Annotated in this window: 22 protein-coding genes; 7 read left to right on the top strand and 15 right to left on the bottom strand. The window is 56.1% G+C overall.

All coding sequences use genetic code 11. The annotated features are described in order from the left end of the window. Positions 1-2: 2 nt before the first annotated feature. From artI to WLO31_RS06615, 3 genes are all read right to left on the bottom strand, one after another. Positions 3-734 carry an arginine ABC transporter substrate-binding protein ArtI gene (gene artI / locus WLO31_RS06605; protein WP_435929686.1) on the bottom strand — a complete coding sequence of 244 codons (732 nt, stop codon included), beginning with the start codon at positions 732-734 and terminating at the stop codon, positions 3-5. A gap of 20 nt (positions 735-754) precedes the next feature. Continuing rightward, positions 755-1,483 carry an arginine ABC transporter ATP-binding protein ArtP gene (artP, locus tag WLO31_RS06610; RefSeq protein WP_435929687.1) on the bottom strand — a complete coding sequence of 243 codons (729 nt, stop codon included), beginning with the start codon at positions 1,481-1,483 and terminating at the stop codon, positions 755-757. A 226-nt stretch (positions 1,484-1,709) separates the two neighbouring features. Then, positions 1,710-2,237, bottom strand: coding sequence for a lipoprotein (locus WLO31_RS06615; protein WP_435929688.1), 528 nt, complete (start codon positions 2,235-2,237; stop codon positions 1,710-1,712). Positions 2,238-2,344: 107 nt separating this feature from the next. Here WLO31_RS06615 and WLO31_RS06620 point away from each other — a divergent pair, with 107 nt between their 5' ends. Next, on the top strand, positions 2,345-2,668 hold the full coding sequence (locus WLO31_RS06620; RefSeq protein WP_435929689.1) for a heavy metal-binding domain-containing protein: 324 nt from the start codon (positions 2,345-2,347) through the stop codon (positions 2,666-2,668). Then, on the top strand, positions 2,665-3,495 hold the full coding sequence (locus tag WLO31_RS06625) for an N-acetylmuramoyl-L-alanine amidase (protein WP_435929690.1): 831 nt from the start codon (positions 2,665-2,667) through the stop codon (positions 3,493-3,495). Before WLO31_RS06620 ends, WLO31_RS06625 begins: the two co-directional genes overlap by 4 nt. On the opposite strand, the gene WLO31_RS06630 is transcribed toward WLO31_RS06625, so the two are convergent. The 8 genes from WLO31_RS06630 to aqpZ all read right to left on the bottom strand — a co-directional run bounded on the left by WLO31_RS06630 (position 3,496) and on the right by aqpZ (position 13,454). Then, positions 3,496-4,503: an NAD-dependent epimerase/dehydratase family protein gene (locus tag WLO31_RS06630; RefSeq protein WP_435929691.1), complete on the bottom strand. Its 1,008-nt coding sequence runs from the start codon at positions 4,501-4,503 to the stop codon at positions 3,496-3,498. 88 nt (positions 4,504-4,591) lie between these two features. After that, on the bottom strand, positions 4,592-6,043 hold the full coding sequence (locus WLO31_RS06635; RefSeq protein ID WP_435929692.1) for a DUF2867 domain-containing protein: 1,452 nt from the start codon (positions 6,041-6,043) through the stop codon (positions 4,592-4,594). A gap of 16 nt (positions 6,044-6,059) precedes the next feature. Next, positions 6,060-7,061, bottom strand: a complete 1,002-nt coding sequence (gene ltaE, locus WLO31_RS06640) for a low-specificity L-threonine aldolase (protein ID WP_435929693.1) — start codon at positions 7,059-7,061, stop codon at positions 6,060-6,062. A gap of 37 nt (positions 7,062-7,098) precedes the next feature. Continuing rightward, entirely contained in the window at positions 7,099-8,823 is a 1,725-nt protein-coding gene (poxB, locus tag WLO31_RS06645) for a ubiquinone-dependent pyruvate dehydrogenase (RefSeq protein WP_435929694.1), read from the bottom strand. Between the two features lie 103 nt (positions 8,824-8,926). After that, a complete protein-coding gene (gene hcr, locus WLO31_RS06650) occupies positions 8,927-9,895 on the bottom strand; it encodes an NADH oxidoreductase (RefSeq protein WP_435929695.1) in 969 nt (322 codons plus the stop codon). Between the two features lie 9 nt (positions 9,896-9,904). Further along, positions 9,905-11,557, bottom strand: a complete 1,653-nt coding sequence (hcp, locus tag WLO31_RS06655; protein ID WP_435929696.1) for a hydroxylamine reductase — start codon at positions 11,555-11,557, stop codon at positions 9,905-9,907. A gap of 143 nt (positions 11,558-11,700) precedes the next feature. Further along, positions 11,701-12,600: a lysine exporter LysO family protein gene (locus tag WLO31_RS06660; RefSeq protein WP_435929697.1), complete on the bottom strand. Its 900-nt coding sequence runs from the start codon at positions 12,598-12,600 to the stop codon at positions 11,701-11,703. A gap of 158 nt (positions 12,601-12,758) precedes the next feature. Continuing rightward, positions 12,759-13,454 (bottom strand): aquaporin Z, encoded by a 696-nt coding sequence (aqpZ, locus tag WLO31_RS06665; protein WP_435929698.1) that lies wholly within the window; start codon positions 13,452-13,454, stop codon positions 12,759-12,761. A gap of 396 nt (positions 13,455-13,850) precedes the next feature. On the opposite strand from aqpZ, the gene WLO31_RS06670 reads away from it, so the two are divergent. Beyond that, positions 13,851-15,506, top strand: a complete 1,656-nt coding sequence (locus WLO31_RS06670; RefSeq protein ID WP_435929699.1) for an ATP-dependent endonuclease — start codon at positions 13,851-13,853, stop codon at positions 15,504-15,506. On the opposite strand, the gene WLO31_RS06675 is transcribed toward WLO31_RS06670, so the two are convergent. After that, entirely contained in the window at positions 15,503-16,450 is a 948-nt protein-coding gene (locus WLO31_RS06675; protein WP_435929700.1) for a VirK/YbjX family protein, read from the bottom strand. The genes WLO31_RS06670 and WLO31_RS06675 overlap by 4 nt on opposite strands. Positions 16,451-16,588: 138 nt before the next feature. On the opposite strand from WLO31_RS06675, the gene macA reads away from it, so the two are divergent. Both macA and macB read left to right on the top strand, forming a co-directional pair. Then, positions 16,589-17,704 carry a macrolide transporter subunit MacA gene (gene macA / locus WLO31_RS06680; RefSeq protein ID WP_435929701.1) on the top strand — a complete coding sequence of 372 codons (1,116 nt, stop codon included), beginning with the start codon at positions 16,589-16,591 and terminating at the stop codon, positions 17,702-17,704. Next, positions 17,701-19,647, top strand: a complete 1,947-nt coding sequence (gene macB, locus WLO31_RS06685) for a macrolide ABC transporter ATP-binding protein/permease MacB (protein WP_435929702.1) — start codon at positions 17,701-17,703, stop codon at positions 19,645-19,647. The genes macA and macB overlap by 4 nt, the downstream gene beginning before the upstream one ends. An 85-nt stretch (positions 19,648-19,732) precedes the next feature. On the opposite strand, the gene cspD is transcribed toward macB, so the two are convergent. Continuing rightward, positions 19,733-19,957, bottom strand: a complete 225-nt coding sequence (cspD, locus tag WLO31_RS06690) for a cold shock-like protein CspD (RefSeq protein ID WP_435929703.1) — start codon at positions 19,955-19,957, stop codon at positions 19,733-19,735. Positions 19,958-20,279: 322 nt separating this feature from the next. On the opposite strand from cspD, the gene clpS reads away from it, so the two are divergent. After that, on the top strand, positions 20,280-20,600 hold the full coding sequence (clpS, locus tag WLO31_RS06695; protein ID WP_121267264.1) for an ATP-dependent Clp protease adapter ClpS: 321 nt from the start codon (positions 20,280-20,282) through the stop codon (positions 20,598-20,600). A 28-nt stretch (positions 20,601-20,628) separates the two neighbouring features. Continuing rightward, the gene (gene clpA / locus WLO31_RS06700; RefSeq protein ID WP_435929704.1) at positions 20,629-22,902 is read left to right on the top strand and encodes an ATP-dependent Clp protease ATP-binding subunit ClpA; all 2,274 of its coding nucleotides are present in this window, start codon (positions 20,629-20,631) and stop codon (positions 22,900-22,902) included. Positions 22,903-22,996: 94 nt separating this feature from the next. Here clpA and infA read toward each other — a convergent pair whose 3' ends face one another. Together infA and aat are read right to left on the bottom strand one after the other, a co-directional pair. After that, positions 22,997-23,215, bottom strand: coding sequence for a translation initiation factor IF-1 (gene infA, locus WLO31_RS06705; RefSeq protein ID WP_002211347.1), 219 nt, complete (start codon positions 23,213-23,215; stop codon positions 22,997-22,999). A 284-nt stretch (positions 23,216-23,499) separates the two neighbouring features. Next, entirely contained in the window at positions 23,500-24,198 is a 699-nt protein-coding gene (gene aat / locus WLO31_RS06710) for a leucyl/phenylalanyl-tRNA--protein transferase (RefSeq protein ID WP_435929705.1), read from the bottom strand. Between the last annotated feature and the right edge of the window lie 46 nt (positions 24,199-24,244).

Raw genomic sequence — 24,244 nt, forward strand, 5'->3', positions numbered from 1 at the left:
GCTTACTTCTGGAACCATTTTTCATAGATGGTCTGGTAAGTACCATCTTTCTTCACCTTCTCAAGCGCGCTATTGAACTTCGCCTGCAGGTCAGTATTGCCCTGACGAACCGCGATGCCCAGACCGGTGCCGAAGTAGCCTTTGTCGGTCACTTTGTCGCCGATTGCCGCCAGTTTCGGCTCGGCTTTCAGCCATTCGGTTACCACAGCCGTGTCGCCGAATACCGCGTCGATGCGGCCATTTTGCAGATCCAGCTTCGCGTTCTGGTAGCTGTCGTAAGGAACGGTGGTGATTTCCGGATGCTTATCCATGATGAATTTCTGGTGCGTGGTGCCGTTCTGCACGCCGACTTTTTTGCCTTTCAGCCCCGCGATGTCGGCAACTTTGCCTTTCTGGCCGATGAACAGAGCGGAATTGTCGTAATACGGGTTGCTGAACAGAACCTGTTTTTCACGCTCCGGCGTGATGTCCATACCGGCCATTGCCGCGTCGATACGGCGGAATTTCAGGCTGGGGATCAGGCTGTCGAAAGACTGGTTGGAGAAGGTGCAGGTCGCATCGATCTCTTTACACAGGGCGTTCGCCAAATCGACATCGAAGCCAACGATTTTGTTGTTAGCGTCCATGGATTCAAACGGAGGGTAAGAGGCTTCCGTAGCAAAACGAATGGTTTGTGCAGCCGTGGCAGACAGGCTCAGACCGGCGAGCAATGTGGCAAGCAGAACTTTTTTCATTGTCATTTTCCCGTTCAACATCAGTGTGATAAATAGAATTTAAACGCGTCGGTCTGCGGGTTGGTAAAGCAACTCGCCGTACCTTGTTCAACAATATGGCCGTTTTCCATGTACACCACGCGACTGGCGGTTTTGCGCGCCACTTCCACTTCGTGAGTGACGATGACCTGGGTAATGTTGGTTTCTGCCAGTTCGCGAATAATGCTGACGATCTGCGCGGTGATCTCCGGATCCAGCGCGGCGGTTGGCTCATCAAACAGCAGGATCTGCGGCTCCATCATCAGCGCACGGGCGATAGCCACGCGCTGCTGCTGACCGCCGGAAAGGTGCAGGGGATAGCGGTCCATATAAGGTTTGAGGCGCAGGCGTTCGAGCAGCTTATCCGCGCGCGCGCGGGCATCGTCCTTGCTTAAACCTAAGACGCGGCAGGGCGCTTCAATCAGGTTTTGCAGCACGGTCAGATGCGGCCAGAGATTGTATTGCTGAAACACCATACCCACGTTCTGGCGCAGCTCGCGAATAGCTTTTTCGCCGGGCGCTTTGGTGAAGTCAAAGTGGTTACCCGCAATGCTGAGCTGCCCGGACTGAGGCATCTCAAGCAGGTTGAGCACGCGCAGCAGCGAGCTCTTGCCCGCACCACTTGGACCAAGCAGCACCAGCGTTTCGCCATGCGGGCACTCAAGGGTGATATCGAACAGCGCCTGATGCGCGCCGTAAAAGCAATTAATGCCGTTTAGTTGAATACTCATTCGTTGCGGTTACGTAGCAATTGAGGCCGCAAAGATTACCTTTAACAGAATAGTTATGCAATCTTTGTGCGTTAAAACTTAAAAACAACCGGGTTTCATTACTAAAGCTAGCACAAAATAGCGCGGCGGGGTGGAACCAGGAATAAATGTCGGAGTTAGCGGAAAACGCCAGACTATTTATATGGGTAATGGGTTTCGCCCCGCCGGGAGCGCGCATAGTCATCGGCTAGTTGGTTTCAATGGCCTGACGCAGGCTGCCGGAAGGCGCGCGGCTGTTGGCGCCGAGATAGCGAACGTCGTCAACCGTCCAGCATTGCCCTTCGCGGATCATCAGCACTTCATCCTGCCAGCTTTGGCTGCCTTTGGTGAGCGTCACGCGCAGCGGAATATTTCGTGCGTCGGTATTCGGAATGGTTGACGCGGAGGCCACTTCTGCTTTGTCCGCGCCGCCAGCGTTGCTGGAGAAAATATCTCCGCGCATAAAGGCGTTCTGCGCATTCGGCGAGCCGCTGGCCTGTTGCAACTGCTGCGAGAGCGAATCGCTAAGGTAAGGACGCAGGCCGGTTAGCCCGCTGGTTCCTACAGTTTTGTGGGCTATCTGATAGTCATAAAACTGCTGCGCCACGCTATCCGGGCCGCCTTCAGTACACGGGCCGCCGTGGGTGCCGATATCTTTAAAAGCGGGATTAACGCTGGTGGTACAGGCCGTCAGAAGCATGGCGCACGGCAGAAGAGTCAAAACTGAGCTGCGCATTTTTATTTCCTTATTTTCTCAAGAGGACTACCTTAGCATAGCGTATCGCTGTCAAAATGCGTGGCGGGCGGCGCGCTAAGATATTGATCCACAGAGAGGAGAAGCCAATGCAATTTACGACCACCCCGACGCTTGAAGGGCAAAGCATCACCGAATACTGCGGCGTGGTGACCGGGGAAGCTATTCTGGGCGCTAATATTTTCCGTGATTTTTTTGCCGGCGTGCGCGACATCGTCGGTGGCCGTTCCGGGGCCTATGAAAAGGAGCTGCGTAAAGCGCGTGAGATAGCCTTCAAAGAGCTACAGGAACAGGCTGAAAGCCTGGGCGCGAACGCCGTCGTGGGCATTGATATCGATTACGAAACCGTCGGCAAAGAGGGCAGCATGCTGATGGTGAGCGTAACGGGCACGGCGGTGAAAACCCGCCGATGAAAGCGCGTATCGCCGCCTTAATTATTGCTGCGCTGCTGGCGGGCTGCGCCAGCGAAAAGGGTATTATCGATAAGGGCAGCTATAAAATTGATGTCCGCCGCCAGGCGCAGGCGGCTTATCCACGTGTAAAAGTGCTGGTTATTCACTATACCGCCGACGATTTCCACGGCTCGCTTGCGACGCTGACGGACAAAAATGTCAGCGTTCATTACCTCATTCCCGCTACTCCGCCGCGCTCGGGCGGCAAACCGGTTATCTGGCAGCTGGTGCCGGAAAGCGAACTGGCCTGGCATGCTGGCGTCAGCTTCTGGCGCGGCGCTACCCGCATCAACGATACCTCTATCGGCATTGAGCTGGAAAACCAGGGCTACAGCCGTCAGGGCGAGATGAAGCAGTTTTATCCTTTTAACGCTCCGCAAATCGACGCGCTGGAAAAGCTCGCGCAAGAGATTATCGGGCGTTATCACATCGCGCCGCAGAACGTGGTCGCTCACGGCGATATCGCGCCGCAGCGTAAAGTCGATCCCGGTCCGCTTTTCCCCTGGCAGCAGCTGGCGCAAAAAGGGATTGGCGCGTGGCCTGACGCTGCGCGAGTGGCGTTTTATCTCAACGGCCGCGATCCGTACGAACCGGTGGATAGCGCAAGGCTGCTGGATTTACTGTCGCGTTACGGCTATCAGGTTACTGCGGGAATGACGGAAGCTGAGCAGCGGCGGGTGATAAGCGCCTTCCAGATGCACTTCCGCCCGGCGCTGTATAGCGGCGTGGCGGATGCGCAAAGCCTGGCGATAGCGGAAGCGCTGCTGGAGAAATATGGCCAGGGCTAATTAACGGTGCAGCGTACCGTGGTCTTTCAGCCACAGCGCGGTACGGCGAATCCCCTCATCAAGCGTGACAATGGGCTTATAGCCCAGCTCACTTTCGGCACGCGAGGTATCCAGCGTCAAATCAAAATTCAGCTTTGACACGCCGTAGTGCGTCAGCGCCGGCTCTCTGGCCGCCTTGTTGCCAAATTTTTCCATGCCGCGGGCGATCATATCCAGCATCGGATAGGGCACGGAGCGGATGCGGCATTTGATATCCAGATCGTCGATCAGCTTCTGCACGATAGTGCGCAGCGGGCGCGCTTCCATATTAGTGATGTTATAGGCGCGGCCGGAAGGCAGCTCGTTGTGCTCAGAGGCGAGCCACATAGCGTGGACGGCGTTTTCCAGATAGGTCATATCAACCAGCGCATCCCCGCCGCGCGGCAGTAAGATACTGCCGTAATGACGCATCATCTGTACCAGGCGCGGGAAGAACACTTTATCGTGAGGCCCGAACAGGCTTTGCGGGCGCAAAACCGTAAAGCGCGTATGCGGGTTGGCCTGCGCCAGGAGCTGAATCACCTCTTCGCTTGCGGCCTTGCTGCGCGCAAATTCGTTCGCGAAGCGCACCGGGCGAAAATCCTCGCTGATATTGCGGTGGTGGTGATAATCAAAATAGAGCGACGGCGAGGAGATATGAATAAAGTTGCGTACGCCCCAGGCGACGGCCCATTCACCCAGACGGCGGGTCGCGCGCACGTTGGCAAGATCGAAAGCCTCCTGCGTGCCCCACGGCGAAGTAAAGCTTGAGCAGTGCCAGAGCGTGTCGACATCGGCCAGCATCACTTTTGCCTGCGAGGAGACGAGTTCGGTCAGGTCTGCATGCACAAACTCGGCGCCCATTTTTTTCAGCAGCTTGCCCATCGCCTCATTGCGGCCGGTGGCTCGAACGCTGATGCCTTTCGCACGTAAATATTCGACCGCGTTTCGGCCTAAACCGCTGGTGGCGCCCGTGACCAGTACCTTCATGTAGACCAACTCATCGTGGTTGAGATTAACGCGGGCATTTTTCCGTGAAACGGCAACGCTTGCAATGCCCTGTGAGTAAGAATAAGAACTATAGACGCTCTTTGCGCGAAGATTGTTCGGCTAAATGGCATATACGCCGCGCCATCCCCTGGAAAATAAACAGATGCGCGGGGATCATCACCAGCCAGTAGCATAGCCCGGCGGTGCCGTGAGGATGCCACCAGGCGCGAACATCCAGCGTTCGCCTGTCACCCTCGTCGTGCAGGGTGAAAGTGAGGCGTCCAAGGCCGGGCGCTTTCATACCAAACAGCAGCGCCAGCTCCTTTTGCGGGCTGGCGATAATGACTTTCCAGCTGTCCACCCTGTCGCCCACTTCAAGCATCGGACGAGCAGGACGGCCTTTAGCGAGCTTATGTCCCATCAGCAGATCCATGAAGGCGCGGGTCCGCCAGAGGAGGTTGCCAAAAAAGTAACCCTCTTTACCGCCGAGCTGGTTCACCACTTCCCATAGTTCAGCGAGGCTCGCGCGGGTCCGCATGGTATAACCGGCCTGTTTAGGAAAGTAGCCATATTCCGGGCGCCAGCGGGCGTGCGCCTGAACGTCGTATCCCCAGTCCTGCGAGTTTGCCAGCTTATTTTCTTCGCTAAGGGTCGCCCGAACGGCGTCGTCAAATGTGATAAGCCGCTGGGGAATGAGGGCCCGCAGCTCGCTATCGTCCGCCAGGAGATCGTGCTTCAGCCCCTGAATCAGCGCTTTTGCAGTTGTAGGCGGTACTGAGGTAATGACATTCAGGAACCAGACGGAGATCCAGCGGGTCGGCAGCGGAACGGGGATCAGCGGGCGGCGGTGGCCGCTGATGGCCATAAAGCGTTCAAACTGCTGCTGGTAGCTGAGCACCTCCGGCCCGGCCGCCTCGAACAGCCGGTTTTCCTGCGCGGGATGGTCGAGTAGCGCGACAAGATAATAAAGCAGGTTTGCCAGCGCGATGGGCGTAGTGCGCGAACGCACCCAGCGCGGCGGCGTCAGCACCGGCAGGTTGTAAACCATATCGCGCATCACTTCAAACGCCGCTGAACCCGCGCCGATGATAATCCCGGCGCGCAGTTCGGTTACCGGCACGCCGGAGTCGCGCAGGATGTCAGCGGTGAGCCGACGGGCGCGCAGGTGGTCAGAGCTTCGATCGCCATCCGGCGCCTGCAGGGAACTCAGGAAGATAATCTGTTTTACAGGATGCTCGGCAAGCGCGTCGCGCAGATTAAGCGCGGCCTGGCGCTCATGGGCGACAAAATCCGGCCCGTCGCCCATGCTGTGCACCAGGTAATAGAGGGTCTCCACGCCTTCGAGCAGCGCCGGGAGATGATGCGGCCACTGGAGATCGATATGGTGACATTCAACGCCGGGCCAGTGCTGCTTCTTCAGCCACTCCACGCGGCGTGCAGCGGCAACGATGTGATGCCCGGCTTTAGCAAGCGCAGGCACCAGATGCTGACCTATATAGCCGCTCGCGCCGAGTACCAGAATCCTTTGTGGCTGAGCCATCTTCCCTGAACCCCAGCTATTGCTGTGCGAAGGCGCGCCAGTGATTAACCACTTCGGCGAGCTGCGCGCGGCTGACGTCGAGGTGAGTGACCAGGCGGGTAATCGGTCCGGCGCTCATTAAGACGCCACGCTCGCGCATATATTTCCTGAGGCATTCCGCCTGTTCAACCGGAACGCGCACAAAGACCATATTGGTATCCTGGCGCGTCACGTCCACGCCAATTTCGCGAAGCTCGCCGGCAAGCCAGTGCGCGTTCTCGTGATCTTCGTGAAGACGCTGAACGTTGTTTTCCAGCGCGTACAGGCCTGCCGCCGCCAGAATCCCGGCCTGCCGCATCCCGCCGCCGACCATTTTACGCCAGCGTATCGCGCGCCTGATATAATCCTGGCTGCCGACCAGAAGCGAGCCAACCGGGGCGCCGAGCCCTTTGGAAAGGCAGATAGTGAAAGTGTCGCAATAGCGAACAATCTCTTCGAGCTGGCAGCCGTAAGCGACTACCGCGTTGAAAATACGCGCGCCGTCAATGTGGAGGGCAAGGTTATGTTTGCGGGTAAATTCCCACGCCTGCTGCAAATATTCGCGCGGCAGAACTTTGCCGTTATGGGTGTTTTCAATGCTAAGGAGTTTTGTACGGGCGAAGTGGATATCGTCCGGTTTGATTTTCGCCGCGACTTTATCAAGCGGCAGCGAACCGTCCTGATTAGCCTCGATGGGCTGAGGCTGAATGCTGCCCAGCACGGCGGCGCCGCCTGCCTCGTAGAGATAATTATGCGCGAGCTGGCCAACGATATACTCTTCGCCGCGCTCGCAGTGGCTGAGCAGCGCGACAAGGTTTGCCTGCGTGCCGGTTGGTAAAAAAAGCGCGGCTTCTTTACCGCTGATTTTCGCGGCATACGCCTGCAATTCGTTGACCGTCGGGTCGTCGCCATACACATCATCGCCGGTCGGCGCGGCCATCATTTTTTCAAGCATGGCTCTGGACGGGCGGGTGACGGTGTCGCTGCGCAGATCTATCACGGGGGAACCTCATTAATATCCACAGTAAGCCTCTGTTTTACCGGAACCAGTTGGTTTTCGCCAGTTCAATAACTTCGTCGCCGCGGCCGCTGATAATCGCGCGCAGCATATACAGGCTGAACCCTTTTGCCTGCTCCAGTTTGATTTGCGGCGGAATAGCCAGCTCCTCTTTCGCCACGACCACGTCCACCAGCACCGGACCGTCAATGCTAAAGGCGCGCTGAAGGGCGTTATCGAGATCCGCCGACTGCTCAACGCGGATGCCGGTGATGCCGCAGGCGTTGGCAATATTGGCGAAGTTGGTTGCGTGCAGGTCGGTGCCGTCCGTCAGATAGCCGCCCGCTTTCATCTCCATTGCCACAAAGCCCAGCACGCTGTTGTTGAATACCACGATTTTAATGGGCAGCTTCATCTGCACCACGGAGAGAAAGTCGCCCATCAGCATGCTGAAGCCGCCGTCGCCGCACATGGCTACCACCTGGCGCTCGGGCGCCGTGGCCTGCGCGCCCAGCGCCTGGGGCATGGCGTTCGCCATTGAGCCGTGCGTGAAGGAGCCGAGCAGGCGGCGTTTACCGTTCATTTTCAGATAGCGTGCGGCCCAGACGGTTGGCGTGCCTACGTCGCAGGTGAAAATCGCGTCTTCAGCGGCATATTTGCTGATTTGCTGCGCCACGTATTGCGGATGGAGGGGCTTGCCCTCATCGCTTGCCTGCGCCAGCTCGTCCAGGCCTTCACGCGCTTCGCGGTAGTTATCCAGCGCCCTGTCGAGGAAGCTGCGATCGGTTTTTTCTTCCAGCAGCGGCAGCAGGGCGGCGAGCGTGGCCTTTATATCGCCGACCAGCGCCATATCGACTTTACTGTGCGCGCCGATGCTGCCGGGATTGATATCGATCTGAATGATTTTTGCATCGGTCGGATAAAAGGCGCGATACGGAAACTGGGTGCCGAGCAGGATCAGCGTATCGGCGTTCATCATGGTATGGAAGCCGGATGAGAAGCCGATAAGTCCGGTCATGCCGACGTCGTATGGATTGTCGTATTCGATGTGCTCTTTGCCGCGCAGGGCGTGAATAATCGGCGCTTTTAGCGTTGCGGCAAACTGCACTAATTCTTCATGAGCGCCCGCACAGCCGCTGCCGCACATCAGCGCGATGTTGTCGTTGTAGCGCAGCAGCTGAGCGAGCTTTTTCAGCTCCTCATGCTGCGGGATGATGACGGGCTGCGGAGCGGGATACCAGTGCGTCGTTGCGGTTTCAGGCGCCGGCTTAAGGGCCACGTCGCCGGGCAGAACCACGACAGAAACACCACGGTTAAGCACCGCTTTGCGCATGGCGATCGCCAGCACCTGCGGAATTTGTTCCGGGGATGACACCAGCTCGCAGTAATGGCTGCATTCGCGGAACAGCTCCTCAGGATGCGTTTCCTGAAAATAGCCGCTGCCGATTTCGCTTGAGGGAATATGTGCGGCGATCGCAAGGACAGGAACACGGTTGCGATGGCAGTCGAACAGGCCGTTGATTAAGTGAAGGTTGCCCGGACCGCACGAGCCCGCGCAGACGGCCAGCTCGCCGGTAAGATGCGCTTCGGCGCCCGCGGCAAAAGCGGCCACCTCTTCGTGACGCGTCGGCATCCAGTCTATGGTGCCCATGCGGTTCAGGCTGTCGCTGATGCCGTTGAGGGAATCGCCGGTCACGCCCCAGATGCGTTTCACGCCTGCGCTTTCAAGAGTTTTTGCCAGATAAGCGGCTACGGTCTGTTTCATCGGTTCTCCTTGTCACGATTCAGTTACCGTTAACAAGCTTAGTCAATGAAAGAGAAGGCGCCGGGCAGAAAGTGCCACCCGCAGGCAGGTGGCATGTTTTATCTCAGGCCAGAACCAAATCGCTCTGCGGATGGCAGGAGCAGGCCAGCACGTAACCGTTGGCGATTTCGGCCTCGGTCAGCGTCATGGTGCTGCTGACGGTGTAATCTCCGGATTCGATTTTAGTTTTACAGCTCCCGCAAACCCCGGCGCGGCAGGCGGCGTTAACCGGCACGCTGTTGCTTTCCAGCGCCGCCAGCAGCGTGCTGCCAACGGGAGCGTAGAATTCGCGCATCGGTTTTAGCGTGGTGAATTTCAGCCCGCTGTCCACAGGCGCTGCGACCGGCGTGAAAAACTTCTCGCTATAAAACTCGGTGACGCCCAGCGCCTTCACTTCTTTTTCCACCAGCTCCATATAAGGCGCGGGCCCGCAGGTCATGACGGTACGAGAAGAGATATCCGGAACCGCTTCCAGAATTTCGCGAGTCAGGCGACCAGCGATAAAACCATGGGTAGCGTTATTTTCTGCCACCAGCGTAACCGGATAATCGCGCCACTCTTCGGCGAAAATTACCTCTTCCGGTGAGCGAACGTTGAAAATCACCGCTACGTCAGCCTGCGGGCGATGTTTTGCCAGCCAGCGGCGCATCGACATAATCGGCGTCACGCCGCAGCCCGCCGCCATCAGCAGATAGCGGTCGGTGGAGAGGTTTTCACAGGTAAATTCCCCCTGGCCTTCAGAAAGCCACAGGTAATCTCCTACTTTCACTTCCTGCGTCAGCCACCCGGAACCAACGCCATCCTCGATACGGCGGATAGTCAGCGTAATGAACGGGCTGATTCCCGGCGTGGATGAGATCGTGTAAGCGCGCAGCGTTTCATCGCCGTTGCGAATACTCACCAGCGCGTACTGCCCGGCCTTATAAGGATAAAAGTCGTGGTTTATCAGCGACAGCGTCCAGACGTCCGGCGTTTCCTGGTGAATGTGATGTACCTGCATACGATACGGGCACAGTGGCGTTGGCATGGTCATAGCTGCTCCTTACGCGCTCATCAGCTGCTGGATATCTTCTTCAACGGTGGTGATGGCGCGCAGGCCAAATTTCTCGTTGAGGATGGCCAGCAGATTCGGCGTCAGGAAACCAGGCGCGGTCGGGCCGGTCACGATGTTGGTCACGCCCAGCGACAGCAGGGTGAGCAGAACAACGATGGCTTTTTGCTCAAACCAGGAGAGCACCAGGCTCAGCGGGAGATCGTTCACGCCGCAGCCGAGTTTTTCAGCAAGCGTAACCGCCAGAATAATCGCTGAGTAGGAGTCGTTACACTGACCGGCATCCACCAGGCGCGGCAGACCTTCAATATCGCCGAAGTCCAGCTTGTTGAAGCGGTATTTGCCGCATGCCAGCGTCAGGATCATGCAGTCTTTCGGAACGCTGGTTGCGAAATCGGTAAAGTAGCTGCGTTCGCTGCGGTCGCCGTCGCAGCCGCCGACCAGGAAGATATGACGCAGCTTTTCGCGGCTCACCAGGTCAATCAGGGTGTCGGCGGCGCCCAGCAGGGTCTGGCGCCCAAAACCAACGGTGATCAGGTGTTCGATTTCGCTGTAAGGGAAGCCGGCCATCTGCTGCGCCTGGGCTATCACCGGCGTGAAGTCTTCGCCTTCAAGATGGCTAACGCCCGGCCAGCCGACGATGCTGCGGGTCCAGATACGGTCCGCATAGGAGCCCACTTCCGGGTTGATGATGCAGTTGGAGGTCATGATCACAGGCCCCGGGAAGCGGGCGAATTCGGTCTGCTGATTCTGCCAGCCGCTGCCGTAGTTACCGACCAGGTGTTTGAATTTACGCAGCTCCGGATAGCCATGAGCCGGCAGCATTTCGCCGTGGGTGTAGACGTTAACGCCGGTGCCTTCGGTCTGCTCCAGCAGCTCATACAGGTCTTTCAGGTCGTGACCGGAAATCAGAATACACTTGCCGGCGACCGGACGCACGTTCACCTGCGTAGGCGTTGGGTGACCGTATTTGGTGGTTTCGCCGTGATCCAGAATGCTCATCACTTTGAAGTTCATCTGGCCGATTTCCATGGAGCAGTCGAGCAGCGCGCCCATATCTGCAGGCCAGGTGCCGAGCCACGACATAATTTTGTGATACTGGGCGTAGATATCATTGTCGTACTGGCCGAGCACGTGGGCGTGTTCCATATAGGCGGCGGCGCCCTTCAGGCCGTACAGGCAGAGCAGACGCAGGCCAAGGATATCTTCACCGATTTCCGCTTTGTCGCGGTTAGGCGCAAACGCTGCCGCCTGACGCTGCAGGTCGCCTAAATCATCGCTGACCAGCTGCAGGTCGGCCATTGGGCTGTCGACGGTAATATCCGCGTTCACCGCAAGCGCGCGGGCCTTCAGGCTTTCACGCAGGGCGATGGCCTCGCGCGCGTAGCCGATAATGCGCGGGGAGTCGAAGTTGACGTTAGTGAGGGTAGAGAAGAAGGCGCGTGGCGCAAAGCTGTCGGCTTCGTGATCGATAATACCAGCTTCGCGGGCGGCAACGGCCCAGGCGGACAGCCCCTGTAAAGTGGCAATCAGCAGATCCTGCAGGTCAGAAGTTTCAGCGGTTTTGCCACACATCCCCTGCGCGTACGAGCAGCCGTTGCCCGCTGGGGTACGGATTGTTTGTTCACATTGCACACAAAACATGATCTTACCTTTTAAAGTTATATTTAATATACATGTTTAAGGTTATGCCTCGCGCAGGTGGGAGAAAAGGGCTTTTTACAGGAACTTAAGCGGAGATTGATTTAGCGCAAATTTGGCGGCAGAGATCTACCGCCAAAGAGGTATCAGGAAGCGAAGAAGGCCATCAGCAGCGGGGTCAGCAGGCTGAGAATAAAGCCGTGTACGATAGCCGCCGGGACGATTTCCAGCCCGCCGCTGCGTTGCAGCACCGGCAAAGTGAAATCCATTGAGGTGGCCCCGCACAGGCCCAGGGCGGTAGAGCGGCTCTTTGCCACAAGACCGGGTATCAGCATAATCGCCAGCAGCTCGCGAATGAGATCGTTAAAGAAGGTGGCGCTGCCGATAACCGGCCCGTAGGATTCGGTCATCAGAATGCCGGAGAGCGAATACCAGCCAAAGCCCGACGCCATAGCCAGCCCGGTTTTAAGAGGCAGGTCGAGAATAAAGGCGTTTATCACGCCGCCGGCCATTGAGCTCAGCACGACCACGGCCGCAATGATCATCCCGCGCCGGTTAAGCACTATCTGTTTTAACGTCATGCCGCTGTTACGCAACTGGATGCCGACCAGGAACAGCAGGAAAATCAGCGTATATTCGCTCGCCTGCGTGGCGTACTGCAAAAACGTCCAGCCCGTTAGCCCAAGCAGGAAACCCGCCACCACCACGAAGCAGAGTTTTAAAGATTCCAGCGCCATGGCGATTCGGGAAGGGAGTTTTTCCTGCTGATGGGCGTGATGCCAGGGCAGCGAACGTTCCAGCCACAAAAGCGCCGCGGCGTTACACAGCAAAATGACCACCACGCTTACCGCCGAGTAGTGGAATATCGCCAGCAGGTTGCTCGCCAGGTTGTCGAGAAACGCAAGGCTTATTCCCATAAAGAACAGGATGACGTAAACAATCCAGCTAAGCAGGCGGTTGATGAGTTGTAAAAGACTGGTTTGTCGCAGGGCGATAAGATAGCCGACAATCAGCGGCACTAAGATAATTAACAATCCCGAAAACATGAGGCGGGCAATCCTTGAGATAAAAAAAACGGCACGGCTCACACTACCCAAAGTTGCGGAGTGAGTAAAGTGACGTAAAAAGAGGATTTTTATGCAAAAGGATTAATAAAGAGAAAAGGCCTGAGATTGCTCAGGCCCTGGCGCTGAATCCCGCAGGATTAGCTGCGTTTTTCCAGCAGGGTACGGTAGATAACGCCGCCCAGAATACCGCCGATTACCGGCATTACCCAGAATAGCCACAGCTGTTGCAGCGCCCAGCCGCCCTGGAAGATGGCCACCGCGGCGCTGCGCGCCGGGTTTACCGAGGTATTGGTGACCGGGATGCTGATCAGGTGAATCAGCGTTAATGCCAGGCCAATAGCAAGCGGAGCGAAACCTGCCGGCGCCATTTTGTCTGTTGCACCGTGAATAATAATTAAGAAACCGCAGGTTAATACAATTTCAATAATAATCGCGGACAGCATGGAATAACCGCCGGGTGAATATTCGCCAAAGCCATTGGAAGCAAAGCCGCTGGCCGCTGCGTCAAAACCGCTTTTACCGCTGGCGATTAAATAAAGAATACCTGCGGCAATGATTCCGCCCATTACCTGGGCAACAATATAGCCAATGACATCTTTGAGCGGGAAACGACCGCCGGCCCATAATCCCAGCGTCACCGCCGGATTGAAATGTCCACCGGAAATATGCCCCACGGAATAGGCCATTGTCAGAACGGTTAAGCCGAACGCCAGAGCGACGCCTGCAAATCCAATGCCTGACTGGGGATAAGCTGCTGCTAATACGGCGCTGCCGCAGCCACCGAATACCAGCCAGAATGTACCGAAACATTCGGCTGCTAATTTTCTAAACATAATTACCTCGTGTGAAAAGCACAGTGAATCACAGTGAAAAATTAATCGCTGATAATTTCACTCTTTATTAATGGCATTAAAATCTGACGAGAAAACATCGAGAGTGCCGAAAATCTTCTGATAAGATCGTCTACCCTGAGCCAGCGCAATATATACGGTTAAATTGATTTCAGGCAATACAGAGCCATCCCTTTTCGGAATTTACTTCGAAAAATATAAAAGGTTTAAGAATATTGCGAAAATATTCCTGGAGTAAACGTGGCTAATAATTTCCATGCAAAGCAGATGAAATTGCCGCCGGTAAAATCGTACAAGGCCTGACGCCTTCCCGCTATACTCCCTTTATTGCCAGCCATGGCAACTTACGGACATGCAGCGGATGATCCTGGAGGGAGTATGTTTCTCGAACGAGTTGAGATTGTCGGATTTCGCGGTATTAACCGTCTGTCATTGATGCTTGAGCAAAACAACGTGCTGATAGGCGAGAACGCCTGGGGTAAATCGAGCCTGCTGGACGCGCTCACTCTGCTGCTCTCCGGGCAGGAAAAGCTGTATCACTTTGCACGCGAAGATTTTCATTTTCCACCCGGTGATACGCTGGGTCGCGAGCACCACCTGCATATCGTTTTGACCTTCCGTGAGAATGCTCCGGGCCACTATCTGGGGCACAGGTACCGCGGGCTCGCACCGGTATGGGTTGAAGGCAGCGACGGCTATCATCGCATCATGTATCGCCTTGAAGGCGAGCTTGCGGAGGATAATACGGTATTAACGCTGCGCAGCTTTCTTGATGATGAGGCAAAGCCGATAGCGCTTGAAAATATTGACGCGCTTGCCCAGCAAATTACGCGCCTCAATCCGGTTCTCAGGCTGCGCGATGCGCGCTTCATGCGTCGTTTACGCAACGGCAGCGCGCCGGATATGCCGGAAACGGAAATGACCGCCCGGCAGCTCGATTTTCTGGCGCGCGAGCTGGTTTCAGGACCGCAAAACCTCACGGATGCCCAGCTGCGGCAGGGGCTTTCCGCCATGGTGCAGCTGCTGGAGCACTATTTTTCCGAACAGGGCGCTATTCCCCATCAGCGCCTGTTGCGCCGCCGTTCGCATGATGAACAGCGTAGCTGGCGCTATCTTGATATCATCAACCGGATGATCGACAAGCCTAACAGCCGCACGCACCGCATGATCCTGCTGGGGATATTTTCTACGCTGCTGCAGGCGAAAGGCTCGGCGGCGCTGGATAAAGATGCGCGTCCGCTGCTGCTTGTGGAGGACCCCGAAACCCGGCTGCATCCCATCATGCTTTCCGTGGCCTGGCATCTGCTTAACCTGCTGCCGCTGCAAAAAATCACCACCACCAACTCCGGCGAGCTGCTGTCGCTCACGCCGGTGGAGCAGGTTTGTCGCCTGGTGCGCGAATCTTCCAGAGTTTCCGCCTGGCGGCTTGGCCCCGGCGGCATGAACGCGGAAGAGAGCCGTCGTATCGCCTTTCATATCCGCTTTAATCGCGCCTCCTCTCTTTTTGCCCGCTGCTGGTTACTGGTTGAAGGGGAGACCGAAGTCTGGGTGATGAACGAGCTGGCGCGCCAGTGCGGCCACCATTTCGATGCCGAAGGGGTAAAGGTGATTGAGTTTGCGCAGTCGGGGCTCAGGCCGCTTATCAAGTTTGCGCGCAGAATGGGAATTGAATGGCACGTGCTCGTGGACGGTGACGAAGCGGGGAAAAAGTACGCCGCCACCGTTCGCGGGCTGCTGGATAACGACGGGGATCGTGAACGCGACCATCTCACCGCTTTACCGGCGCTGGATATGGAACACTTTATGTACCGACAGGGATTCTCAGACGTTTACCATCGCGTGGCGCATATCCCCGAAGATGTGCCGATGAACATGCGCCGCGTAATCATTAAAGCGATTCATCGCTCGTCCAAGCCGGATCTTGCCATAGAGGTGGCAATGGAGGCTGGACGGCGCGGTGTGGACGCCGTTCCTTCATTGCTGCGCAAAATGTTCTCGCGCGTTTTATGGCTGGCGCGGGGCCGGGCGGACTAAAACTGGCTGGCGATGTGTCCGACCATGCCGTCGAGCAGCGAGTAACGACGGCGATACTCGGCGCGTTTTTTACTGGCGATCTCTGCCAGCGGCTTGCGCGCCACCTCGTCTGGCAGCCTGAAATATCCTTCAGCCAGCAATTCTCCCTTCATCGACTGCCAGAAGCTGTCGTAATCCGCATGCAGCTTATCTTTTTTCTTCTTCTGGTAACGCCATGAACGGTAGATATGCACGCTGTTGCTGACGGCCAGAATTTGCCGAACCTCGAGGTGCTGCGCCAGCTGGCAGACGGCTTCAAGCAGCAGGCGTTTAGGAAATAGGCCGTGGCAGGCTTTGGTCGCGCTCTGGATGGCATCGTGCGGCACCCAGGATTTCGCGCCCTGCAGACCGCCGATAAACAGCGTTGATTTACCCTGATAACGGCATAAGGTAAACGTCAGCTCCGCAAGCGCCGTGCCTTCTTCGTTAAGCATGATAAGCGTGGCTTCGCCTTCTTTATCCAGACTGGCGATCGAGCAGAAATCGATGAAATATTGCGATCCGTCTTTACCTTCAATGCGGGCCAGACGCGCACCGCCTGGCGAAAGATGACGGCGCAACAGCATTTCCGGCAGGGCGTGGATCAGCGTTTGATAATGGAAACACAATGCATTCAGGGTATCCTTACGGTTAAAATTCACCGACAGGTAAGGGCGATGCAGGCGGCAGGGCAACCCGGGCTGAATATGAAGCAGTTCATCCAGCATCGGCTGTTGAGCAAGCGTGGACAATAATTTTCCGGTAGTAAAGGGCGAGGTCAGAGAGCGCAGCATAAATTTACGGCGATAGGCCGCATTGCGCCAGGCGTCTCCGGGCTGATGCACTCCCTTTGCTAATGAAATAAACAGTTGCCAGCCTTTTTGCGGCATCGTTGTTGTCGGTTGGTTTACGGCAATCTGCGACATAATAAGTACCCGGTTCAGATGGTGAGGCCTATTCCACCATTGGTAACTTCAACCAAAGTTCAATCAGGACAAGCGCCGCGGCGGGCTTTTTACGCTTGTTGATACTTTGTTTAACTGCGCATTCTTTTCAGGATACCTATGAGATTTAAGGGAAAAATTAAAAAACGCTATTGGTTGTTCGCGCTGCTGGCGCTGGCGCTGGCGATATGGCTTTGGCAGTTCCTGAATACGCCCACGCCGTCTTATCAGACCATGATTGTGCGCAAGGGCTCGCTTGAGCAGAGCGTGCTGGCCACAGGGAAACTTGACGCTTTGCGTAAGGTTGACGTCGGGGCGCAGGTTAGCGGCCAGCTCAAAACGCTGTCGGTTAACATTGGCGACAAGGTGAAAAAGGATCAGCTGCTGGGGGTTATCGACCCGGAGCAGGCGCAAAACCAGATCAAAGAAGTGGAGGCGACGCTGACGGAGCTTCGCGCCCAGCGGCGTCAGGCGCAGGCGCAGGCCAGGCTTGCGCAGGTGACTTTGTCTCGCCAGCGGCAGCTTGCGAAAACCCAGGCCATATCGCGCCAGGATCTGGATACCGCGGCTACAGATCTGGACGTTAAGCTTGCGCAAATCGGCACTATTGACGCGCAAATTCAGCGTAATCAGGCCTCGCTCGATACCGCGAAAACCAATCTGGACTTCACGCGTATCGTGGCGCCCATGGCTGGCGAAGTCACCCAGATCACCACGCTGCAGGGACAGACGGTGATTGCGGCCCAGCAGGCGCCGAATATTCTTACCCTGGCCGATCTCAGCACCATGCTGGTAAAGGCCCAGGTATCAGAGGCCGACGTCATCCACCTCAAGCCGGGCCAGAAAGCGTGGTTTACCGTGCTGGGCGATCCGCTGACACGCTATGAAGGCAAGCTAAAAGATATTCTGCCAACGCCGGATAAGGTTAACGATGCGATTTTTTATAACGCGCGCTTCGAAGTGCCAAATCCACAGGGCGTGCTGCGGCTGGAAATGACGGCGCAGGTGCACATTCAGCTAGGCGGCGTGAAGGATGTGTTAACCATTCCGCTTGCGGCGCTGGGCGAGCCGGTAGGGGACAATCGCTACAAGGTTACCGTGCTGCGCAACGGTGAAACGCGCGAGCGTGAGATTGCTATCGGTATGCGTAACGATACGCAGGTGCAGGTAGCTATGGGTCTGGAGGAGGGCGAAGAGGTCGTTATCGGTAAATCTTCCGGCGGGAGCGCGCAATGACGGCGTTGCTTGAACTGAAGGATATTCGCAGAAGCTATCCGTCCGGTGACGGGCAAATCGAGGTGCTTAAAGGCGTCAGCATCTCCATCGAAGCGGGTGAAATGGTGGCGATTGTCGGAGCGTCCGGCTCCGGCAAGTCCACGCTGATGAATATCCTTGGCTGCCTGGATAAACCTTCCGGCGGCAGCTATCGGGTAGCGGGCGTGGATACTGCGGCGCTCAATAGCGACGAGCTGGCGACCTTACGCCGCGAGCATTTTGGCTTTATCTTTCAGCGCTATCATTTGCTTTCGCACCTTAACGCAACGCAAAACGTAGAGGTGCCCGCGGTGTACGCGGGAACGGCGCGCGTATATCGCCAGCAGCGTGCGCGTGCATTATTGATGCGCCTGGGGCTTGCGGATCGCGTGGACTATCAGCCCTCACAGCTTTCCGGCGGCCAGCAGCAGCGTGTCAGTATCGCCCGTGCCCTGATGAACGGCGGGCAGGTGATCCTTGCCGATGAACCCACCGGCGCGCTTGATAGCCGCTCCGGCGAAGAGGTCATGGCAACCCTCAAGCAGCTATGCGAGCAGGGGCATACGGTAATTATCGTCACGCACGATCCGCTGGTGGCCGCGCAGGCGCAGCGCATTATTGAAATTCGCGATGGCGAAATCATCAGCAATCCGCCACCCGGACCGCAGAGCGCCAGGCCGAAAAACGAGGCGCCTTCCCGCCCGGCGGTCTCCGCGTTTCAGCAGATGTTGAGCAGCTTTCGCGAGGCTTTCTCAATGGCCTGGCTGGCGCTGGCGGCAAACAAAATGCGCACGCTGCTCACCATGCTGGGCATCATTATCGGTATCGCCTCGGTGGTATCCATTGTGATTGTTGGCGATGCGGCGAAGCAGATGGTGCTGGAAGATATCCGCTCTATCGGCACGAATACCATTGACGTTTATCCCGGCAAAGATTTTGGTGACGACGATCCGCAGTATCAGCAGGCGCTGAAATACGCCGATCTGGCCGCTATCGAGCAGCAGCCGTGGGTGGAGTCGGCGACGCCGTCCATTTCAGGCAACCTGCGCCTGCGTTATGGCAACGTGGATGCGGCTGCGAGCGTTAACGGCGTGAACGGGCAGTACTTTAACGTTTACGGCATGACGATGAGCCAGGGCACCACTTTTAACAACGAGCAGCTTAACGGGCGCGCGCAGGTGGTGGTGCTGGACAGCAACAGCAAGCGGCAGCTGTTTCCGAACAAGCTGAACGTGGTCGGAGAAGTGATTCTGGTCGGAAACATGCCGGCAACCGTAATCGGCGTGGCGGAAGAAAAGCAGTCGATGTTTGGCAGCAGCAAAGTGCTGCGCGTCTGGCTGCCCTACAATACTATGGCCGGACGCGTGATGGGGCAGAGCTGGCTTAATACCATTACGGTGCGCGTAAAAGAGGGATATGAGAGCCACGAGGCGGAGCAGCAGCTTAATCGCATGCTGACGCTGCGCCACGGCAAAAAGGATTTTTTCACCTACAATATGGATGGCCTGTTGAAAACGGCTGAAAAGACCACACGTACTCTTCAGCTGTTCCTGACGTTAGTGGCGGTAATATCGCTGCTGGTTGGGGGAATCGGCGTGATGAATATTATGCTGGTTTCGGTGACAGAAAGAACCAAAGAGATCGGCATTCGTATGGCGGTTGGCGCCAGAGCAAGCGACGTATTGCAGCAATTTTTGATTGAAGCGGTGCTGGTTTGTCTGGTGGGCGGGGCGCTGGGTATATCGCTCTCGCTGCTGATAGCCTTTACGCTGGGGCTATTTTTGCCCGGCTGGCAGATTGGCTTTTCGCCGATGGCGCTGCTGACCGCATTTGCCTGTTCTACGGCGACCGGGGTGCTCTTCGGCTGGTTGCCCGCACGCAACGCAGCGCGACTTAATCCGATTGACGCGCTGGCGCGCGAATAGTACTAAAGGCTGGGCGGCGACAATAAAAATGCCAGCCTTGAAGGCTGGCATTTTGACTTCAGGATGTACACAATAAACAGACGGCTTAAGCGACCGCCGCTTCTGCTTCGAAGGGGACGATAAGACTGGCGTGATTGCCTTTTGGTCCCTGGTGTACATCAAACCTGACAACCTGCCCGGCTTTGAGCGTTCTGTAACCATCCATCTGGATGGTGGAGTAGTGAGCGAAGATATCTTCGCCGCCGCCTTCAGGGCAGATGAATCCGAACCCTTTTGCGTTATTGAACCATTTAACTGTACCCGTCTCCATGCTTCTTATCCTTCGTAAATCTTAATTGTGAGATGGAATGAACCGGTGGGTAAGGGCGGGCTGTTCAAAACCTCGCCAACTCACGCCAGTACAATGTAGATAATTTAATCACAGCGTCAAGCGTTCAACGGGGAAAGAGGGTCTGGATTCAGTCAAAAATTTGAAGCAGTTAACGCTATTGCTATTAATGTGACGCAGCTCGCGTGCAGGCAAAAACAGCACTTTTTTACACAATTAGTTGCAGTAGCCAAAAGCGTATTACACTCAACCTAAGGGCCTCGTTTGATAAACGTCAGACGAATAAACATGATGACGATCCGCAATGGGTAAGACGAACGACTGGTTAGACTTCGATCAATTGGTGGGCGATAAACTGCGCGAAGCGCTAAAACCCCCTTCTATGTATAAAGTTATGTTAATGAACGATGACTACACGCCGATGGAATTTGTTATTGACGTGCTGCAAAAGTTCTTTTCTTATGATGTAGAACGTGCCACGCAGTTGATGCTCACGGTTCACTATCAGGGGAAGGCCATCTGCGGTGTTTTTACTGCGGAAGTGGCGGAAACCAAGGTAGCGTTGGTGAACCAGTATGCCAGGGAAAACGAGCATCCTTTGCTGTGTACGCTAGAACAAGCCTGAAGAAGGCAAAAATTTGGGGGAGGTGCCTATGCTCAATCAAGAACTGGAACTCAGTTTAAACATGGCTTTCGCCAGAGCGCGCGAGCACCGACATGAGTTTATGACCGTCGAGCACTTGTTGCTGGCTTTGCTCAGCAACCCGTCTGCTCGCGAAGCGCTGGAGGCCTGCACCGTGGATCTGGTGGCGCTGCGTCAGGAACTCGAAGCCTTCATCGAACAAACCACACCGGTGCTGCCGGCCAGCGAAGAAGAGCGTGATACGCAGCCTACGCTTAGCTTCCAGCGCGTCCTGCAGCGCGCGGTATTCCACGTCCAGTCTTCTGGCCGCAGCGAGGTCACCGGCGCAAACGTGCTGGTTGCCATCTTTAGCGAGCAGGAGTCCCAGGCGGCCTATCTGCTGCGCAAACACGAAGTGAGCCGTCTTGATGTGGTGAACTTCATCTCCCACGGCACGCGTAAAGACGAGCCAAATCAGGCGCCGGGGTCAGAAAATCCGGTGAATGAAGAGCAGGCAGGCGGGGAGGAACGTATGGAAAACTTCACCACCAATCTCAACCAGCTTGCGCGCGTGGGCGGTATCGATCCGCTGATTGGCCGCGATAAGGAGCTGGAGCGGGCCATTCAGGTGCTCTGCCGCCGCCGGAAGAATAACCCGCTGCTGGTGGGGGAGTCGGGCGTCGGGAAAACGGCCATTGCCGAAGGGCTTGCCTGGCGCATTGTGCAGGGCGACGTGCCGGAAGTCATGGCCGACTGCACCATCTACTCGCTGGATATCGGTTCACTGCTCGCCGGCACTAAGTATCGCGGCGACTTTGAAAAGCGTTTCAAAGCCCTGCTGAAACAGCTTGAACAGGATCAGAACAGCATTCTGTTCATCGATGAAATTCACACCATTATCGGCGCGGGTGCGGCGTCTGGCGGTCAGGTGGATGCCGCGAACCTCATCAAACCGCTGCTGTCCGGCGGTAAGATCCGCGTTATCGGCTCGACGACCTATCAGGAGTTCAGCAATATCTTCGAAAAAGACCGTGCGCTGGCGCGTCGCTTCCAGAAGATCGATATTACGGAGCCAAGCGTCGAAGAGACCGTGCAGATTATCAACGGCCTGAAGAAAAAGTACGAAGCGCACCACGACGTGCGTTATACCGCGAAAGCTATCCGTGCTGCGGTTGAGCTGGCGGTGAAGTACATCAACGATCGTCATTTGCCGGATAAAGCTATCGACGTTATCGACGAGGCCGGGGCGCGCAGCCGCCTGATGCCGGTGAGCAAACGTAAGAAAACCGTTAACGTGGCGGATATCGAAACCGTGGTCGCCCGTATCGCACGCATCCCCGAGAAAAGCGTGTCCGCAAGCGATCGCGACACCCTGAAAGGCCTTAACGATCGGCTGAAAATGCTGGTGTTTGGCCAGGATAAAGCCATTGAGGCATTAACCGAGGCCATCAAGATGAGCCGCGCCGGGCTTGGGCAGGATCGTAAACCGGTGGGTTCATTCCTCTTTGCTGGCCCAACCGGGGTGGGTAAAACGGAAGTGACGGTGCAACTGGCGAAGTCGCTGGGTATTGAACTGCTGCGTTTCGATATGTCTGAATACATGGAACGCCATACCGTGAGCCGCCTGATCGGCGCGCCTCCGGGCTACGTTGGCTTTGATCAGGGCGGGTTGCTGACGGATGCGGTTATCAAGCATCCACACGCGGTGCTGCTGCTTGATGAAATTGAAAAAGCGCACCCGGACGTCTTTAACCTGCTGTTGCAGGTTATGGATAACGGCACGCTGACCGATAACAACGGGCGCAAGGCAGATTTCCGCAACGTGATTCTGGTGATGACCACCAACGCCGGCGTGCGTGAAACCGAGCGTAAGTCTATTGGCCTGATTCGTCAGGACAACAGCACCGACGCAATGGAAGAGATCAAAAAGATTTTTACCCCGGAATTCCGCAACCGTCTGGACAACATCATCTGGTTCAACCATCTCTCTACCGAGGTGATTCATCAGGTAGTCGACAAATTTATTGTCGAGCTGCAGGTGCAGCTGGATCAGAAAGGCGTCTCGCTGGAAGTGAGCCAGGAAGCGCGCGACTGGCTGGCAGCAAAAGGCTATGACCGTGCAATGGGCGCGCGTCCTATGACGCGGGTCATTCAGGATAACCTGAAAAAACCGCTCGCTAATGAACTGCTGTTTGGTTCACTGGTCGATGGTGGACAGGTGACTGTCGCACTGGATAAAGCCCAGGAACAGTTGACCTACAGCTTCGTCAGCGCGCAGAAGCACAAACCGGAAGCGGCGCACTAGTTTTCCTGAAGCAAAAAAAGGCCGGATAGTGATATCCGGCCTTTTTATTAGTTATGACTCGATCGCAGCGCCCGGCTACGACGGATAAAAACTCTTAACGACTACGGAAGACAATGCGGCCTTTGCTCAGGTCGTACGGGGTCAGCTCTACAGTGACTTTGTCGCCCGTCAGGATGCGGATATAGTTTTTACGCATTTTACCGGAGATATGAGCGGTTACCACGTGCCCGTTTTCCAGCTCAACGCGGAACATGGTGTTAGGTAACGTATCAAGAACGGTACCCTGCATTTCAATATTGTCTTCTTTGGCCATCTAATCCTCGGGGGTATCACTACCATAGTTTGAACCGGCAAGATAATGCCGAAGTTCGCTTATCATGTAAAGAATTGTTGGTGAATTCGCAAGCGAAAGTGCATTTTGCACATTACCTATAAACCACGCGAAAGCTGCATAAAATGCGCTTACGGCAAGGGTTGCGAAGAGATAAACGAGGGGCGTTCCCTTTAATTGCAGTTCCCATACGGCGGCGGGGTAATGGGCAGAGTTCACTCTGCGGAGCTAATTATAACACCGTAGAATAAAATGTGCCGTAAACATTACGGGCCGGACAGGGTTTGCGGTACCCAACAATGTGAAGCCAGGCGTTCAGCACGGAAATTCGCCAGCTGGCGCAGATAATCCCGGCGTGGAATTTCGACGGCGCCCAGCGATGCGGTATGGCTGTTTAAAACCTGACAGTCAATTAATTTCCCGCCGTGGCGCAAAAAGTGCTGGCAGAATAGCAGCAGAGCGGTCTTGGAGGCATTCTCGCGGCGGCTGAACATGGATTCGCCGCAGAATAACGCGCCTTGCGTTACGCCATACATGCCCCCGACTAATTCATCGCCTTCCCAGACCTCAACGGAATGCGCGTAGCCCAGTTCATGCAGGCGCGTATAGGCCACCGTGATATCGCCGGTGATCCAGGTGCCCTCATTGCGATCCTCGGCGCAGCCGGTGATGACTTTTCCGAAGGCATGATTCAGCGTCACCCGGTAGGGGGAGCTTCTATGAAACCGCTTCATGCTGCGGCTAAGGTGAAACTGCTCGGGAAAAAGCACCGCACGCGGATCCGGGGACCACCACAGAATAGGATCCCCGGGCGAGAACCAGGGAAAAATGCCGCGCTGGTAGGCCATCAGCAACCGAGCCGGACTCAGATCTCCCCCAAGCGCCAGTAATCCATTAGGTTCACGTAACGCCCCTTCCGGCGAAGGGAAGGCAATAGAGTCACGAGAAAGCTGTATCAGGCGCATGACTGTAGTACTCCACCACGAAGCAATTATTGATTGATAATAGACT

This window comes from Dryocola sharpae, from assembly GCF_051307055.1.
Lineage (GTDB): Bacteria > Pseudomonadota > Gammaproteobacteria > Enterobacterales > Enterobacteriaceae > Dryocola.